The organism is Sphingopyxis sp., from assembly GCF_016704835.1.
Classification (GTDB): domain Bacteria; phylum Pseudomonadota; class Alphaproteobacteria; order Sphingomonadales; family Sphingomonadaceae; genus Sphingopyxis.
Genome location: NZ_JADIZJ010000012.1, coordinates 1 through 16201 on the forward strand (window position 1 = coordinate 1; position 16201 = coordinate 16201).

25 protein-coding genes are annotated in these 16201 nt (G+C 61.6%); 15 read left to right on the plus strand and 10 right to left on the minus strand.

Annotated elements, in window-relative coordinates; all coding sequences use genetic code 11:
- From IPF76_RS14215 to IPF76_RS14280, 15 genes are all read left to right on the plus strand, one after another.
- Positions 1-774 (plus strand): DUF2303 family protein (locus IPF76_RS14215; protein ID WP_293845296.1); only part of this gene is annotated, 774 nt, incomplete at its 5' end.
- 23 nt (positions 775-797) lie between these two features.
- Positions 798-1040, plus strand: a complete 243-nt coding sequence (locus IPF76_RS14220) for a hypothetical protein (RefSeq protein ID WP_293845299.1) — start codon at positions 798-800, stop codon at positions 1038-1040.
- A complete protein-coding gene (locus IPF76_RS14225) occupies positions 1034-1603 on the plus strand; it encodes a hypothetical protein (RefSeq protein WP_293845302.1) in 570 nt (189 codons plus the stop codon). Before IPF76_RS14220 ends, IPF76_RS14225 begins: the two co-directional genes overlap by 7 nt.
- Positions 1600-1944: a hypothetical protein gene (locus IPF76_RS14230; protein WP_293845305.1), complete on the plus strand. Its 345-nt coding sequence runs from the start codon at positions 1600-1602 to the stop codon at positions 1942-1944. The genes IPF76_RS14225 and IPF76_RS14230 overlap by 4 nt, the downstream gene beginning before the upstream one ends.
- Positions 1945-2112: 168 nt before the next feature.
- Complete coding sequence (locus tag IPF76_RS14235; RefSeq protein WP_293845308.1) at positions 2113-2763, plus strand: hypothetical protein; 651 nt, start codon at positions 2113-2115, stop codon at positions 2761-2763.
- Between the two features lie 19 nt (positions 2764-2782).
- Entirely contained in the window at positions 2783-3373 is a 591-nt protein-coding gene (locus IPF76_RS14240; RefSeq protein ID WP_293845310.1) for a hypothetical protein, read from the plus strand.
- Positions 3373-3864 carry a hypothetical protein gene (locus IPF76_RS14245; protein WP_293845313.1) on the plus strand — a complete coding sequence of 164 codons (492 nt, stop codon included), beginning with the start codon at positions 3373-3375 and terminating at the stop codon, positions 3862-3864. Before IPF76_RS14240 ends, IPF76_RS14245 begins: the two co-directional genes overlap by 1 nt.
- A complete protein-coding gene (locus tag IPF76_RS14250; RefSeq protein ID WP_293845316.1) occupies positions 3861-4322 on the plus strand; it encodes a hypothetical protein in 462 nt (153 codons plus the stop codon). The genes IPF76_RS14245 and IPF76_RS14250 overlap by 4 nt, the downstream gene beginning before the upstream one ends.
- A 98-nt stretch (positions 4323-4420) precedes the next feature.
- Complete coding sequence (locus IPF76_RS14255; protein ID WP_293845319.1) at positions 4421-4606, plus strand: hypothetical protein; 186 nt, start codon at positions 4421-4423, stop codon at positions 4604-4606.
- Positions 4603-4794: a Lar family restriction alleviation protein gene (locus IPF76_RS14260; protein ID WP_293845321.1), complete on the plus strand. Its 192-nt coding sequence runs from the start codon at positions 4603-4605 to the stop codon at positions 4792-4794. The genes IPF76_RS14255 and IPF76_RS14260 overlap by 4 nt, the downstream gene beginning before the upstream one ends.
- A complete protein-coding gene (locus tag IPF76_RS20900) occupies positions 4791-5030 on the plus strand; it encodes an excisionase (RefSeq protein WP_366499724.1) in 240 nt (79 codons plus the stop codon). Before IPF76_RS14260 ends, IPF76_RS20900 begins: the two co-directional genes overlap by 4 nt.
- A complete protein-coding gene (locus IPF76_RS14265) occupies positions 5027-5542 on the plus strand; it encodes a hypothetical protein (protein WP_293845324.1) in 516 nt (171 codons plus the stop codon). Before IPF76_RS20900 ends, IPF76_RS14265 begins: the two co-directional genes overlap by 4 nt.
- Before the next feature lie 973 nt (positions 5543-6515).
- The gene (locus IPF76_RS14270; protein WP_293845326.1) at positions 6516-6806 is read left to right on the plus strand and encodes a hypothetical protein; all 291 of its coding nucleotides are present in this window, start codon (positions 6516-6518) and stop codon (positions 6804-6806) included.
- The gene (locus IPF76_RS14275) at positions 6803-6985 is read left to right on the plus strand and encodes a hypothetical protein (RefSeq protein ID WP_293845329.1); all 183 of its coding nucleotides are present in this window, start codon (positions 6803-6805) and stop codon (positions 6983-6985) included. The genes IPF76_RS14270 and IPF76_RS14275 overlap by 4 nt, the downstream gene beginning before the upstream one ends.
- Before the next feature lies 1 nt (position 6986).
- Positions 6987-7175, plus strand: a complete 189-nt coding sequence (locus IPF76_RS14280) for a hypothetical protein (protein ID WP_293845332.1) — start codon at positions 6987-6989, stop codon at positions 7173-7175.
- A 66-nt stretch (positions 7176-7241) separates the two neighbouring features.
- Here the strand turns inward: IPF76_RS14280 and IPF76_RS14285 are convergent, their stop codons facing one another.
- The 10 genes from IPF76_RS14285 to IPF76_RS14330 form a co-directional block, all read right to left on the minus strand.
- Complete coding sequence (locus IPF76_RS14285) at positions 7242-7583, minus strand: Gp49 family protein (RefSeq protein ID WP_293845335.1); 342 nt, start codon at positions 7581-7583, stop codon at positions 7242-7244.
- Between the two features lie 113 nt (positions 7584-7696).
- Positions 7697-8047 carry a DUF1353 domain-containing protein gene (locus IPF76_RS14290; protein ID WP_293845338.1) on the minus strand — a complete coding sequence of 117 codons (351 nt, stop codon included), beginning with the start codon at positions 8045-8047 and terminating at the stop codon, positions 7697-7699.
- Complete coding sequence (locus IPF76_RS14295; RefSeq protein ID WP_293845341.1) at positions 8044-8580, minus strand: glycoside hydrolase family 19 protein; 537 nt, start codon at positions 8578-8580, stop codon at positions 8044-8046. The genes IPF76_RS14290 and IPF76_RS14295 overlap by 4 nt, the downstream gene beginning before the upstream one ends.
- On the minus strand, positions 8577-8900 hold the full coding sequence (locus IPF76_RS14300; protein ID WP_293845344.1) for a hypothetical protein: 324 nt from the start codon (positions 8898-8900) through the stop codon (positions 8577-8579). Before IPF76_RS14300 ends, IPF76_RS14295 begins: the two co-directional genes overlap by 4 nt.
- A complete protein-coding gene (locus IPF76_RS14305; RefSeq protein WP_293845347.1) occupies positions 8897-11266 on the minus strand; it encodes a hypothetical protein in 2370 nt (789 codons plus the stop codon). The genes IPF76_RS14300 and IPF76_RS14305 overlap by 4 nt, the downstream gene beginning before the upstream one ends.
- Positions 11263-11418: a hypothetical protein gene (locus IPF76_RS14310; protein ID WP_293845350.1), complete on the minus strand. Its 156-nt coding sequence runs from the start codon at positions 11416-11418 to the stop codon at positions 11263-11265. The genes IPF76_RS14305 and IPF76_RS14310 overlap by 4 nt, the downstream gene beginning before the upstream one ends.
- Positions 11415-12890 carry a hypothetical protein gene (locus IPF76_RS14315; RefSeq protein ID WP_293845353.1) on the minus strand — a complete coding sequence of 492 codons (1476 nt, stop codon included), beginning with the start codon at positions 12888-12890 and terminating at the stop codon, positions 11415-11417. The genes IPF76_RS14310 and IPF76_RS14315 overlap by 4 nt, the downstream gene beginning before the upstream one ends.
- A 182-nt stretch (positions 12891-13072) precedes the next feature.
- Positions 13073-13606, minus strand: coding sequence for a hypothetical protein (locus IPF76_RS14320; protein WP_293845356.1), 534 nt, complete (start codon positions 13604-13606; stop codon positions 13073-13075).
- Positions 13603-15603 (minus strand): hypothetical protein, encoded by a 2001-nt coding sequence (locus IPF76_RS14325; RefSeq protein WP_293845359.1) that lies wholly within the window; start codon positions 15601-15603, stop codon positions 13603-13605. Before IPF76_RS14325 ends, IPF76_RS14320 begins: the two co-directional genes overlap by 4 nt.
- On the minus strand, positions 15522-16136 hold the full coding sequence (locus IPF76_RS14330; protein WP_293845362.1) for a phage tail tape measure protein: 615 nt from the start codon (positions 16134-16136) through the stop codon (positions 15522-15524). Before IPF76_RS14330 ends, IPF76_RS14325 begins: the two co-directional genes overlap by 82 nt.
- Positions 16137-16201: the final 65 nt, after the last annotated feature.

The following is a 16201-nucleotide window of genomic DNA, read 5'->3' on the forward strand; positions in this document are numbered from 1 at the left end:
TTCGTGCGCCGGATAGCCATTCCCCCGGGATGGGACGTCCGGACCATCGACGATGAGAAGCTTCTCGCCTGTCCGCGACGCAAGACGGCGAAGGTGTCGCTCAACGACACCGATAGCTTCATCGCCTATCTGGAGCGTCATTCGGCGACGGACGGCTATACAAACCCGACGATCTGGGCGCTGGCCGACTACAGCAAGGGCGAAGTGTCGTTCAAGGCGATCTTGAACGACAACGGACCGGACGAAGACAATCCGGAGTGGCGCGACCACCTGGCCATTTTCGCGCCGAAATTCAGCGAGGAGTGGACGCGATGGAAAGCTTTCGACGGCAAGCAGTTCAGCCAGGTGGAGTTCGCCGCCTTCCTCGAAGAGAACGTCGCCGACGTGTCCGGCGACGGCACGAGCAGCCCGTCCGGGGCGCAGATGCTGCAGATGGCGCTCAGCTTCGAGGCCAACCAGGACAAGCGCTTCAAGAGCGCGATCCGCCTGCAATCCGGAGGCATCAACATGAGCTTCGTCGAGCAGGACGACGCGGCGACGCTCGAGACGATGAAGATGTTCGACCGCTTCGCCCTTGGCCTGCCGGTCTTCTGGGGCGGAGAGGCGTATCGGATCGACGCGCGCCTGCGCTATCGCGTGCGCGAAGGAAAGCTTTCTTTCGGTTACGACCTGATCCGCGAGGACAAGGTGCTGGAAGCCGCGACGAAGACGATCATCGCGCGGGTGAAGACCGAGACCGAGATGCCGATTTTCTTCGGCAACCCGTTCGCCTGATCACCGTTTGACGGAGTGCAGCCATGAGCACTGAATTCACTTCGTCGCGCCCGCGCATTGCCGCGGTCGCGGCGGTTTTCTTCCCATCCCGTCCGGACGACGGAGTGCATGAGCAGGTGGCCGACGCGCTCACCTTTCGCAGCCCCGGCCAGCGCCTGTGCTGCAACGGGCTGCAGCTCGCACTGTTGCCCTGTTCCCAACCCGGCTGGTTCCTGATCGCTGCCGGATCCCGTCAAAAACCAACTGAAAGGAGCTCTACATGCTGATCGGCATCACCGGCAAGGCCATGGCCGGGAAAGACACCATCGGCCAGTACCTGTGCAAGATGTACGGATTCCACCCCAAGGCGTTCGCCGACCCGATGCGCGACGCGCTCAAGGTCATGTTCGCCCTGGGCGAAAAACACTTCAACGGCGACAAGGAATTCCCGATCGAATGGCTTGGCAAGAGCCCCCGACAGCTCATGCAGACGCTCGGGACCGAGTGGGGCTGCGACCAGGTACATCGCCAGATCTGGGTGCTGCACATGCAGCGCCGGATCGCCGGCCTGCTCAAGGCCGGTGGCGAGGTCGTCATCACCGACGTGCGCTACGTCGATGAGGCAGAAATGGTGCATCGGCTCGGCGGCCAGATCTGGCGCGTCACCTGGCCGAACGGGCTGACGACGGCGCAGGCCGACCACACCAGCGAGCAGGAAGGCATGCGCATCGTCGCCGACGTCGATCTGCTCAACGACGGGACGGTCGAGGATCTGCACAACAAAATCGACGACGCAATGGCGATTGCCACCATCAGCCACGAGCGGGGCTGGACGAGGAGCGCAGCATGAGAGGCGGCGGCCCCCTGTCGTTCGCCGGGCAGGTGCGCTCCCTGGTGCTGGCGGTGGCCAGTCCCGCCTGGCAGGCCAAGGAGGCGCGTCGATACATGGACTGCGCCGGCCGGAGCTATGCGCCGAAAGATGCGGTCGAGGATCAGAAACAAAAAATCCTCGCCCTGCTGCGCAAGTCCGGGCCGCTGACCCGGCGGGAAATCTTCGCGCGGATCGGCGACGGCATCCTGACCGCAGAGGTGCTTGGGTCGCGCTGCGAGGCGATGTACGTCTCCGGCGTGCTCGATGCCGATCCGCGCGGGGCGCACCAGAAGGCCTGGAAAATCAAGGAAAAACCGTGAGCGAAATAATTACATCGGTTGGGGAAATAACGCCAAAGATGGCGGCTGAAATGCTCGAGAAAAAACCCCGTCAATCGCAATCTAAGCAAGGATCGGGTGGGTAAGCTGGCAGATGCCATAAGGCGCGGGGAATGGGTGCTTAATGGAGACGCCATCCGGATTTCGTCGATGGGCAATCTGCTCGATGGACAACACCGCCTGGCGGCGATAGTCAGGAGCGGCATTTCCTGCCGATCGGTAATCGTGACCGGACTGCCGGAAAGCGTTTTTTACACCATCGACATCGGAGGCAAGGCGCGCGGCCCGGCAGACGTGCTGTCAATCGAGAAGGAAAAAAACGCAGTGACAGTCGCGGCATGCTGCCAGCTCGTTTTTCGATACCTGAATACCGGCAATCCGATCGGTGGCAATTCGTCAAATGCGCCGACGATCGCGCAAATAAAAACCGTTCTTGCCGAGAACCCAGAAATACGATACGCGGCCGGATCAGTCGCGCGAGATTTTTGCAGGACTTACGTCACAAGGTCGGTCGCGGCGTTTTGTTTTTTTGTTTTCTCAAAAACAAACAGGGAAAAGACAGAAGAGTTTTTTGGCCTTCTCGAGACCGGCGCCGGACTCGGAGAAAGAAGCCCTGTTTTGCACCTTCGCAACCGCTTAATGGATGGGTCTGGAAAGACCGCAGGCATGGATCGGGGGTACAAGATCGCGCTTATCTTCAAGGCATTCAAGATGTTTCTACGCGGCGACACGGCGCATGCCGGCGGTTTCCGGGTGCGCACGGAGGGACCGTGCGCAGAGAAAGACATTTACAAGATTTGACAGGACAACGACAGGAGAAATGAAGATGTCAGTAACGCAAAACACCCTGCAGGCCATTTTCAAAGCGCCGATGACGGCCGGAGAAATCGCATCGGCAATCGGCAAGAGCGAGGCGGACGCGAAGAAAACCCTGAGCGCCCTGGTATCGACGAAGCACGTCGTGCGCCAGACCGGCATCGATCAGACGGTCGAGTACCGGATTACGCCTGACGGGATCGCGCGATGCGTCCGCAACAAACTGGCCGCGGCATCCTCGGCGCCGACGCCTGACTCAGAAAAACCAATGGTCGCCGAGCAGACGGAAGAGTTCGTAGAACCTCCTGCGCCAGCCGACGATGCGCCGGTGACGATCGCCGATGAAGCTCCGGAGCCGCAGGTCGCCGAGCCGGTAGCGGAGGACGCGCGGGGGACGGAGATCGGTAGCGAACCGGACGAGTCGCTCTATTTCGTCGAGCATCCGGAAGACGGTTTTGTGCCGATTGACCACGAGGGAGATGCCGCCACCCTGGAATGCGAAATTTGCGCCTCGACCGGCAAATCCGTGCCGATCTACCTCGCTACCCGCATCGGCGCCGCGGTGATCGCTGCGCATTTCGTGCGAGGCCTGTAATGCCCAGATCGCAGAAGCCGCGCAAGCGGCATAACCGGACCAAGACGGCAGCGCAGGATCTTTCCCGGCCGCCGCACATGTGGCAGGTATGGCGGACGTTCGAGCCCCTCTACCAGCTTTTCGACTCGCTTCGCGATGGCGAAATAGACGCGGTGGGCGGCGTCCCGGTCATGCCGATCTGGGGCCGCGGCGAGGTGATGGAGGTCCCACCGGTGCTGGACGGCTGGGTTTGCTGCTGGGAACGCATTGTTGCCGGCGAAGGCCTGCCGATCGACCTGTCGCCGCTGCGGCAGATGCAGCGTTACCTGGCGAACGGGGTAATGATGACCAGCGAGCTGCTGCGGCGCGCCCGGGCGGTGACGGACCAGTGCTACCGCGCGTATGCGGCGATGCCGCGCGAACGGGCGATCAGCTACACCCGCACAGAGCAGATCGCCATCGAGCTCGAGTCGCTCGGCATCGTGCCGGCGGCGGGGAGGGTGGCGGCATGAGCCTCAGAATCGCAGCGATGCGCACTGTCCTGGCGGCGCCGGTGACCGCGGAAGAGGCGGCCGAGGCGATTGGCGACACCCCGCAGCGGGTGCGGAAAGCCTTGTCCGAGCTGGTGGGAAGGGGTTACGTCGAGGCGTCACGCAGCGGCGCGCGCTCGCCGGCCAGGTATTTCGGCACCGCGGAGGGGCGCGAATACAGCGCCCGCTACGGCGCCGGACCGATGGCGAGAGCGTGGGAGACGCGGATGCAGAAGGAAATGGCCAGGTTGCAGAGCCCCAATGACCTGCTGCCGCCAGGAGATGGCAAGGGCGTCTCCTGCGCGACCGCGCACGGCGTCAATACCGTCCTGCGCGGTCGCGCAGGAGATGGCAAGGGCGTCTCCTGCGCGACCGCGCACGGCGTCAATACCGTCCTGCGCGTGCCTGGCGGGACGATTACTCAGCATCGCATGAGATAGATCAAAGCCGCCCCGCAACCGATCAACGCACTGAGAAAGCGAGGACACGGTGCAGCGTGAAAAATGCAAGCGGGGCGGACCTTTTTTGGAGATGGAAAATGAACGAGCAAGAAGCAGATTCGGCAACGTCGCTTATTCGCAACGCGCTGGAGAAAGGCTATAAATTCGTGCTGTGCGTCGAAATGAAAGACCCAGAATGCGGAGTCCGGCAGACGAACGCATCACCGAAAAAAGAAGCCAGGATGCTGCGCAAATTTGCGCGGTGGGCGAAGGAGTCTGCATGATAAATGATCCAACCCTGAAACCCTGCCCATTCTGCGGCAGCGAGAATGCGCCGGAGGAAAAGCGGATCGGCGCCTGCTTTGTGCGATGCACCAAGCACAAGGGCGGCTGCGGCGCCGATGGTCCGACAGATACGATGCTGGCGGCTGCGGTGAAGCGGTGGAATCTGCGCGCGGGAGACGAGCAATGAATCTGCTATCACTCATCACCCGCAAGCCGGCGGCAAAGCTAGTATCGGTCCAGGCATGGGCCGAGGCGCGATACGAAACCCCTCCGGCCAGGCAAACGCTTTACCGCTGGTGCCAGTCGGGACGCATCCCCGGAGCGGTCAAAACCGGGCAGTGGTACGTGCCGTCGAACGCTGAGTATTGCGCCGGATCGAAAAATGAACAATGGAGGGAGATGGCGTATGGAGGGGGAGCATGAACGCCGGCATCCGCTCCCGCAAGCGCCGGGCATGGCCGGCCGGCCTTGAGCAAACCGCATCAGGCAAATACCGCTGGCAACCGCCAGCCAGGATGCGGCCGCTGATCACAACTCCGATCCCGCCCGGAGGCTTCCCGCTCGAAAGCGCAACGCTTGCGGATGCCATTGCCGAGGTCGAAGCGGTCTATCGCACGCTGGCGCCGCTTCGGGTCCAGCGCACGCTGCTGGATCGCGTCACCATAGGCCCGGACACGGTGGCCGACTGGGTGCCGATCTACCTCGCGCGTGTCGCCGCCCGCAACGTCGCGCAGGAGACGGTCGCCCGCATTAGGCGTGCCGTCGAAGCATTCGCGGTCGGGCATGGGCATCTGCCGGTGTCGGCCATTGGCACCCGGCATGTCGCCGATTACCTGGTGACTATCGCGTCAGAGACGATGCGCGCCAAAGCCCGGACTGCGCTTCAGGACTGCTTTCGAGAGGCGATCACGGCGAATTTGCGAGGGAAGGATTGAGGATCAGGAAGCGATCGGCTAATAGAGTTAGACCATTCTCCAATTCTAAAAGCCAGGATGGGGCGCCATTGGATAAGGGAGTCTCTGCGCCTCATCTCTGCGCGAGTAATGATCACGCCATTCTGTGTAGTCATTACTTGCCCCCCGCTTCGGAAATCTTGGCCAGAATCCAGGCGTCTACCGAAGCGCTCGGCAAGGCAGATGCGCGAGCGCCAAGCTTGACAAGGGGACCAAGGCGACCGGCTTTGATTTCACGATACGCGTGCACGGTGGAGCATGCCATTCTGACTGCCGCTGCGGGAACTTTTTCAAGCGCTATGGGTTGCGCATGATTTGTGAGCGCCCCAGGGCAAGTTCCATGGTATTCAGGAACTACAGGCTTCTGAAATGCGCCCTCAAGGGAGGGGAGCTTCTTTGTGAATTGCTTGCAACTGCTGATCTGTGCCACGTTTTTTTCCTTCACGTTAAGCCCTTCGTATCTGGTTGTTTCAGGGCGAGACGTGAAGCTTAACCACACAGATCTGTCAATAAAATATGCGATCTTTTAGAAAAATCATTTTTCTGTCTACTCTGATATTTTTCTTGGCCTACCGCGCCTTCCTTTTACCCCTTCCGGTGCCACTTCTCTAGCGCACTCCTCAACCCATTCGCGCGAGTAATGAAATACGTAACTAGCCAATTCCCTGTGTTGGGAAACTCCGCATTCTCGCGGCTAACACGCAAAACGCCGACGTTTTCCCATTTGCAATCAAACAGATAGCCCGTTTTTTCGAGCCAATTTCAGGCGTCAAAAAGGGCATTTTCGCGCAAGAAAAATCAATGGGTTACGAAGGCATGCCACAAATACGCACGGCATAGATGATGATCGGGTATTTGATCTGAATGCAAAATATCTCTTGCCTTCCTTTGATACTCTGCTATAATAGATTCATCGGCTCAAGGGTGAGACGACAACCAAGCGAAGGAGATTGAGATGAGCATCAAAATCGACATCGAGCGCCACGAAGGCGCCGGCCACATCAACATCAGCGACCGCGCCAGCGGGCGCCTGCTCGCCACGCTGGACGACGGAGACAGCGAGTTCGTCTTTTCCGACGAGGCCATCAGCGCCTCGGAAGACAGCGTTTTTGCGCTGTTCGGAGTCCCTGCTGGGACCATCATCAACGACCCGGAGACCTCTCGCGCGGCTTTCGCGGCCGCAGGCATCACGGCTCTCGATGTGCGCATGATCGACGGCGCCCCGTCGCGCGACTGCGACGCATGACCGCCAACAAGCACGGCGGCGCCCGACCAGGTGCCGGCCAGCCCCGCAAGCCGGCCGAGCTTTCCGCCAGCGTCCGCTTCAGCGCGGCACTGACGCCGGCCGAGGCGATTGAGTACAAAAGACGCGGCGCTACCAGGTGGTTGCGCCGGACGCTGCAAACTGAAACGAAAGGGGATTGAGATGGAAATGGTTGAAATTGGCGGTTACACCGTCACCGCCAATTGGGCGGAAAATCACACCGCCACCGAGGCGGACGCCCGCCAATACCTCGGCATGGCCGAGGAAAACATCATGCGGGGATATTTCCCCGCCGGCCACGCCGAAGAGGCGGGATTCATCCGGGCGAAATACCCGGCGCTCGCCGCCTGACCAGCCAGCCGCCCCCGGGCGGCTTTTCAATAAGCCCGGTCGTTAGCGCGACCTGGGCTTTTACGCTTACTTGCTGATTGACAGCCGATCCTTGAGCGCGTATCCCATCAAAGGCCAAACCTTGTCGACCGCATTCTTGCGCGCGATCTTCCGGCCCAAATCGGCATCGAAGTTTTCCGGACTAGCGCAGGCCGATTCTCCAGTGACGGTGAAGCCGTTGCGCATAGTAAGAACACAGATCGTAAGCATATCGACCGCATCGCATACCGGGCAATTCAACGCTCTTGCGGCGTTTCCAACGGTGAAACAGAATTCGCCGGAAATGTTTGCCTCAATGTCATCCGGGGTCACGCGCGGACCAGTCAGTCCCTTGTCCTGGATTTCTCTCTCGATTTCTTGATCGTTCATTTTGGGTTTCTTTCTTGGTATTGGAAGCGTCATTGTGCTCATGCACCGCAGCATGACACACCACACCTAGGGTTGACAACTCTCCAGCCAGCCGCCCGGGCGGTTTTTTCATTTCACCACGCCGCCCAGCCGCCAATCCTGACCGCCGCCCACATCGCCCACCGGCGCCAGCAGGGCGCGCCGACCGACTCCAGCGCCTCGCGCAGCACTCGGTCAGCGATTTTGCGAGACGGCCAGCCAATCGCGTACAGATAGTCATGGATGACCGCGGGTTCGTGCGCCACGTCACCGAACAGCAAGTAAGCAATCGGGATCCGCGGAACGCTGGCAAAATCGGTCCAGAATCCCACGGGCGCGGTGATGATCCGGTCGAGGCTGAGCGAGTAGTACGACAGCGGCTCGGTCAGCATCCACTTGCCGTCGATCCGCTCGACTCTCAGCGGCGTGAGAAAGCGACTGCTCACACCGGCACCCCGAGCGCCCGTTTCGCAGCCAGCCAGAATGCCCGGCGCTCAATTCTGCCATTGGTGCCACCGTTTATCTTGCGCGTGATCCGATCAAACTCGCCCTTGTCTGCCAGCTCGTTCAGCCCGCGCTGTCGCCAGTACCAGGCAGCCGAACGTGCCGCGGCTGTCGGCGCCTCGAGCAGTTCGGGATGTTCGAGCAACAGGAATGGATCGCCACAAACGGCGCGCGAGCATGCGCTGTAATTTGCCCGTCCGGTGATCTGGATCAAGCCGCGACCGCGAAATTTGACGCCATCTCCGGGCAGTAAATTTCCCAGATCCTTGCGGCCTTCGTAGGCTTTTCCGCTGGCGATCTCGCGCACGAAAACCAATGACCCCGACTCATGGGCGATTTGCGCAATGAATGCGGCCTGACGAGCCGGGGTATTGATTTCAAACTCGGCCATCGCTTCGGCCAGTGGCGCGGCATAGATCGACGCCCGCCTGCCGGCGAGCGGCATGATGGCGCGCAAAATCTCTGCTGTGATCATAGCCTCAGTCCATGTTCGCGCAGCCAGGAGTAGGCTGCCCAGATCGACGCGACGCCGGCCGCGAGTCCGGTGGCGACGACGCCGAGCAGCTTCGACGCGCGCCACAGACTGACCAGCTCGCGCAGTGCCGGGCCGATGTCGCGCTCTTCGGCAATGTGGCCGACGAGAGCATCGCGCATCTCCAACAGGATCTTGTCCTGCGCCGAAAGGCGGCTGTGCAATGTGTTTATTTCGACGGCGGTCGGATCGGTACTCCATCCTCGGCGCTCTGGGCCGGAATAGGGCGGGTCAGGGGTTGTTTGCATGGGTTCGTCGCTCAAAAAAATGATCCGGCGCTTACGTCGTCGGCGGCGATGTGTGCGGTATCGGTGCGCGGATTGACACAGACGCGGGCATTTGGTGTGTCGTAGGGGACGACCTGCCCACGGACGCATTTGTCGGACGGGTAGAAATACAGGCCGGTCTCGGTGTTTTCTTCGTCGATTTTTCTCGACATGTTTAGGGATGTTTTCCACTCGGTTGCGCCGCCAGCAAGCGCTGGCCCGGCTGAAAAATCCGTCGAATAAAATGTGCCGGTATGCACGACAGATCCGCTCGCGTCAGTCGTCGATCCGGACCATGACGGACCGCCGAATATTTGCCCGTTGATCGTCGATGTGTTGGCGCCGGTTACCGCTCCCGGGCCGTGCCATAGAGCATCGATTGTGCTATCTGTTCCTGCCTCCGCTATGTTGCGAGCGCTTGTTTGGGTGTATGAAAAACCGCTTTTCGCCAGCTCGCCGGAGACGGACGACACGATGCTGACCGAAAACGCGCCCTCTTCCGCGTACCACAAATAGTTTCGCCCCTCCCATTCCCACTCCTGATGTCGCCGGACAACCCCATCATCTACCTGGTCCGTGCCAACGACCTCAAGCCGTCCGCTCGTGTCCCGCCCCCCGCGAGTCCTTTCGACTATCCCCGAATATTCCTCGGTGAGAAAATCCCATTCTCCGGAGTGGCGAGGAAATACCCAGAGTATTTTTGTCCAGACATAGCGATACGAGTTTGTCGAGTCGTTGAAAATATCCGACGTGATTATCTTGGTATACGTGCTGCGGTAAAGCGTCTGCGCCCCGTATGTGCCGATTACCTCGTCCACCGTTGATTCGCTGACCGTTCCGGGGGTCACCCCTCCCCAGTCTGGATCCGATTCCGGCAGTCCGGTAACGGCCGGCACCTCATCATGCGTCACCGATATTCCGACACCGGTCAGCGGATCGGCAACGCCGGTCTCCGAAAACGCGAGATGGATGACGCTGGTCAGCGTGCGCGGCCGATTTCCCTCGGGCGAGATGCTGACATCGTGCCAGTAGCCGAGGATGTGCGCCTCGGTCCCGTCCGGACTGCTGACTACCTGCCGATCAAGCGGTCGCTTGGATGGCGCGGCGCCTGGATTGTCCGGGTAGCGAGAATAATTGGTGGCGTCGATCGTCAGCAGCAGGCGATTGACGGCGGTTATCGGGTCGAGCGCGCGGTCAAATCGGGTGCCGAGATACACCCGGTAGCTGTCGGTCAGCGTCGATCCGGTGCCGGCTGTGAATTGGACGTAGATTTTCCAGACTTCGCCGGCTGCGGTTTTGAACAGGTGTTCATATTTGAGCAGAGACGACGAGTTATTGAATGCAGTGGTATAGGTTCCCTCCGGGAAGGGAATATTGTTCATGTTGATAATCGCGTCGCCGGGGATTATCTTCTCGGTCCCGACGGCCGGATAATCGGCGTTGGTGGTGAATTTGAAATAGCGCGGCAGCACCGTCGTGCTGTTGCCGGCGCCGAGGTGGGTAACGGTGTCGATACGGGTCGCCAGTGTCTCGTCCGTGAATAGCGCGCCATCGACGCGCAAGAATCCCTTGGTGCCGCCAAATGCTTTGATCCGGCGTTGCCAGGGAAATGGCGCATGTGGCGCCGGAGTCGTGGTGGTATTCAACCTGGCCCAGATTGTTTCCTCGAATTCCTCGAACAATTTGCCGGGGCTGGCGAGCGAAATCTGAAACTTGGCGAGCGTGTCGTCGGTCTTGCAAAGCAGGGTCATCAAGCGATTGGCGGTGAATTGCGCGACGTTGAGGACGTGCGCGCCGAAGACACTGCCGTGGATTGACGCCGATCCGCCCGTCGGGAAAAACGAAATCGTGAATGGCCTGCCGCACTTGCCGCCAAAGCCAATGCCGTCAAGCCGCTGGTCGAAAGCGAAGAGGAAAAATGTCCCGTTAATATTGACGCGCTGCGCGTGATTGCTGGTCGTCCAGGTGCGCGATGCCTCAACGATATCGGTCTCGGCAACGCGCGCGGCGGCTGTCGTGCGGTCGGAGAAACACATCCTCCGCGTCTTGCCGTCTCCGGATGTGACCGTGATCGACTTGATCGCCTTTTTCGGAATCGAGTACAGGCCATTGTGCGACCAGATGCGCTCCTCGGTGTGGTAGGTCCGCGCGGCATAGCTGCCCTCGGTCAGCGGGCTGAGCATGTCCTCGATCTCGCACTCGATGATCGTGCGCGGGCGGCGCAGCCTCGGGACTCCGCGTCCGGGGCGCTCTGGGATCTCCGGCGTGAGTGCGGGCGGCGGCAGGACTTTGTTTTCCCGCGTGCCGGTGCCGACCCCGGCAGCGGCTGCGCGACGGGAGAGTAGCAGGCCGAGCAGGCTCATGACAGCGATGCCTTGCCGACGCCGACACGCGCGGGGATGGTCTGCGCCGGGTAAATCGGCGGCAGGCTCTTGTCCTTGCGCGTGTTGAGTCCGGCAGCGGTGGCGACGCGGGCGAGCGACTTAATCAGATCGGCCTGGCGCGCTTGGCTCATAGCACTACCTCGAAAATGTCCTCGACCAGGGGCGCCGAGAAGTTGGCGGTGATCGGCACCTCGGACAGGTCGCGCTCGAGGGCTTCGACGCCGGGAAATGTGATCGTGATCACATGATCCTCGGTCGCGCCGAAGTTGAAATCGACGGTAGCGAAATCGACCAGCAGATCGGTCTCGGTCAGCGGCGCGCCGGCCGGCGCTGCGGTCGGGGTGTCGGCGTGGGTGACGCCCGTTCCGGCGACAGAGCAGATCGCCAGCGCAAAATCGGTTACAGCCTCGCCGGTCGAGGGGCTCATGCGGTGTTGCAGCGAGCGGCACTTGCCACGCGCGTGCAGTCCGGGGATGTCGATCTCGATAGTCTGGTCGAGGTCGATGGATGGATTGAGCGGCACCGAGGCGGCGACCTCGTTGTAGCGGTGGCTGGCCCAGATTTTTACTTTGGCGATCTCGATCAGCGTCTCGATTGCCTCGTCGGCAGCGGCGCGGCTGGTCTCCGGCGTCAGACTGACCTCGGCCGAGGTCGTCTTGCCGAGTATTGGCAGCGCGACATCCTGCGGCGGGACGCCCGAGTAGTCGTTTTTCCACAGGAGGGCCGAGGACTCGGCGGCGGTGATCGACGGATAGACGCCCTCGAGGGCGCCGGAGAGCCGGTCGCGGTGCGTGCCGACTGCGGTTATCGAGTTCGGAGCCGAGACGGTGATGGTGTGCGTTTCCTCGACCTGCTGCCCGAAATCGAAACTCACGCCAGCGGTGAATCCCATGCACAGTTCGACGTCGTAAGGGCCTGGCACCCACTGTCCAATCGCTGCATTGGGCAGTGGCGTGAAAGCGATGGACTCGATGGTGCCACCGGCCGAGCGGATGGCGGCCTCGACAGCGGCGCGCTGCAAAAACCAGTTTCCGTCATCGACAAAAACAGAAAAATTTGTGTCATCGACATACTGCTCAGATACGGTATACATGTCGCATTTGACGCGCGGATAGCGGTATCCGAAATCGATATCAACCTGGTTGGTCAGCTGGCTGGCGCCGGCAATTGTTACCGAGGTGCTGCCGTCGAGGATGTGCGAGGCGTCGAATACGATGTCCGGCACGAGCAGTGGCGCCCAGTCGGTTAGCCGCAGCACGGCGTATGGCGTCATGTCGAGCGATGCGGGGAGTGTCGATAACAAATCCTGCGAGCGCGACCAGCCACGCGCGGCGCGGTCAAAAACGACGGGCGAGTAGCGGCTGCCGGGGATCTCGGCCTCGATGGCGGCCAGGGTCATGGACTCGATCACCTGCTGCAAATTGTCCGTGCAGCGCAGCGCTATCGTGTGCGATTGCAGGTCGAGCGTCGGAGTGTCGATGATGCCGGTAAAGAGGCGTTTGACGCTGGCCGGGGATCCGCTCGACATGTCGGCGATCTCGATCAGCACGGAGCGGCCGACCCAATCGAACACCGAAAACGCTGTCCCGAGCGTCGGCAGCAAGGTGAATTCGGCGATGCGCGCGCTATCTTCTTCGGCGTCTATGCGGATGTCGCCGACGATACGCGCGGACTCGTCGTGACTATCGACGGTGACGAAAACGGTCCAGATGCCGGCGCTGGTCGGCGAGCCGCTGGTTCCGGAATAGGTGGCGGGCATCGTCTATTCTCCGGGGGCAGAAATCATCAAACCTCCTCGCATACCATCTCCCATCGGTATGAGGCGTCTGCGAGCGATCCGGATTCGGTCGGGCGATCCACCCAACAGGTGAGCCGTGGGTAGTACATCAGATGGTATCCGGTCGCGCCTTCCACCTCATCGGCGGTCAGGAGGTCGTAATCTCCGTCCGGAATAGACGGCGCCGGGGTCTTGACGATCGAATGATCGGGCATGGTCGCCACGGCCCATGGCGTGTGATCGGCATCCTCGCGGTATTTGTCCGGCACCAGCCGCGCCTGGCGCGAGGCGTCCATGGTCACCGAGCGGGCGATGGCGCACATCAGCTCATGCTGGATCGATGGGTTGATCGTCGCAAGCCCCGGCGGGAGCCAACCGCCACCGCTTATCGTCGTGCGCGTCTTGTGCCAGGTGGTCTGGCGGATGCCCGACCCGTCGATGGCGCGCAGGGTGGATTGTCCGCCGAGCGGCTCGTAGCTCTGCTCAAAATCGAGCATGGCGCGCATGGGCAGGGTGTAGATGCCGACGATAAGGGTATTCATCGTCTGCCTCCCTTCTGCAATGCCGTTCGGGAAAATGCTTGCTGCAATTTGCCCATGATGTCTGAGTCCATCGTCACCGGGAATCGGCCGAGGTCCGGGAAATTAAAGACGGCAGCGGCGCGCGTGGCGGAGGCGGGCGCCGGCCGGAGCGATCCGACGTTGAGATTGCCGACCAGCCCGCCAGATGCGAAGCCGGGCAGGGCGGAAAGCCCCTCGCGGTTGATGCGCTCGAGCAGGGCTAGGGCGCCGCGCTGGCGGACGACTTCTTGCCGCAACACGAACTCGCCGGCATGGACGATGCCGGCCGGTTGCCATTTGCCTCCCGGGCCGGTGAATCCGCCACGCGCGAATCCCTCGGTGCGGTAATCGGCCTGCATGGCGTAGGTCGCATAGTCGCCGCCCTCGGAGACTGTTCCCGCGCCACCGCCAGACTCTACCGTCTTGACATTGACCGTCACGGTCTTGTCCTGGATCGCGGCAAGCTCGGCCTTGATGGTGGCAATGGCGGCGAGCGCGGCGTCGGTCTTGACCTGGATCTCGACCTTGCCGGCGCTCTCTTGCAAATCCTTGATCTGGGCGTCAAGCTCGCGGATTTTTTCGGACTGGGTAGCGGCGGTCTCTTCGGCCGCTTTCGCTTCCTGTTTTTTGATCAGCGCGCGAGCCTCCTCGGCCAGGGCTTGCGCTTCGGCGAGGCGCTCGCCGCCCTCGGAGACTGTTCCCGCGCCACCGCCAGACTCTACCGTCTTGACATTGACCGTCACGGTCTTGTCCTGGATCGCGGCAAGCTCGGCCTTGATGGTGGCAATGGCGGCGAGCGCGGCGTCGGTCTTGACCTGGATCTCGACCTTGCCGGCGCTCTCTTGCAAATCCTTGATCTGGGCGTCAAGCTCGCGGATTTTTTCGGACTGGGTAGCGGCGGTCTCTTCGGCCGCTTTCGCTTCCTGTTTTTTGATCAGCGCGCGAGCCTCCAAGGCCAGGGCTTGCGCTTCGGCGAGGCGCTCGACCGCCTTGGCGCGCTGCTCGGGGTCGGTGAATTTGTCGGCGAGTTTGGTCGCGCGCTCGGCATCCTTTACCGCCCCGTCGGCGAGCTTGGCGGCGGCTTCTGTGCGGCCCTGGGCGGCGGCCATCTTGGCGAGCAAGGACGCCTCGGTCGCCGCGTCGGCAAGTCTGGCAACAGCATATTGGTCGGCGCGGGCCTGTTCGGGGGAGATCGGCTTGCCGGCCTGGCGGATTTCTTTGGCCTTGTCGGCGCCGGCAGTGCGCGCGTCGGCAGCTTTTTGCGTGAGCTTGTCGGCTTCCTCGTTCGCTTTCTTCGCGTCTGCGAGGCTGGACTGCCAGGCGTCGCGCAGGGCGTCGCGCAGTTTTTCGGCGTTGGCGATGCGGTCGGCGGTCAGTTTTTCGTCGGCTTTGGCGATCTCTTCCGACGTCTTGATCGTCACGCCTGCGCGGATGTTTTCGAGATTGACGATCGCGTCTTTCAGATCTTCGTAAAGCCGCCTGCGCTTGGCGGCGACGGTCTCTTCGACGGCCAGTGGCTTGCCGAACCCATCGACCATCTTGGCCAGGGTCTTGTCGTTGGACTTGACCTGCTCGTCGCGCGCCTCGCCGATGGCCTGGACGGCGGCCAGGTCGCCGCGCAACAGGGCGGCGCCTTGCGCGGCAAGTGCGCCGATTTTGTCGCCGACGTGATCCAGCGCCAACAGCGAAAAGTTCGCGGCAAAGCCCATGCTCTCGAGGATGGTGGCAAATGTCTTTGCCGACTTAGGCACCTGGCCGGAAAACTGCGCGCCGAGTCGCACCACGGCCGGGAGCAGTTTTTCCCCAAGTTGGATCTCGAGCGACTTGGATACGATATCCAGGTCGCGCATCTGCTCTTTGTAGGCCTTGGTCGAGGTGGCCGCGTCCTTGCCGATGATCAGGCCAAGTTGCCGGGCGCGGTCTTCGGCTTTTTCAGTTCTTCGGTCGTCAGCCGCAGCGTTCCCCGCAGGTCGCCCCACGCTTTGCCATATATATTGATGCCGGCGACGTTCTGCTCGGTGGCGTTTTTGATCTCCGAAAGCTTGGTATTGACCTCGCCCATGATCTCGCCGGCCGGGCGCAATGCCCCGGTACCGAGGTCGCGCGTCTGGACGCCGAGGTCGATAAACGCTTTTTCGTTGCTGCCGAGATTCTTGGCGAGGACGAGCGAGGCTTTGCCGAGGACATCTGATTCGATGCCGAGGTGCTGCATGGCGACCGCCATGACCGAGGCTTTCTCGGTCGAGATGCCCATCGACTTGGCGATGCCGGCGACCTCGCCATTCCAACTGTTCGCGGCCTTGATCGCGCTCTTGAACATCGCGCCACCGGCCAGGACGCCGGCCAGGGTAGCCAGCGCCCCCTGAAAATTCTTCAGCCCGGCCATCAACGGCGAGAATGCGCCGGTCATCTGTCCTGCGGCGCCAGAGAATGCGGCGCGGGTCTCGGCGATGGCGCGCAATGCGCCGGCCGCGTCGCCCGAGATGATTACTTTGGTTTCATTGCTGGCCATGTCACGCTTTCCCGTCCTCGTTGGCTACCTGGATCGCGGCGAGGTAGAGCGCCCAAGGGTAGGCC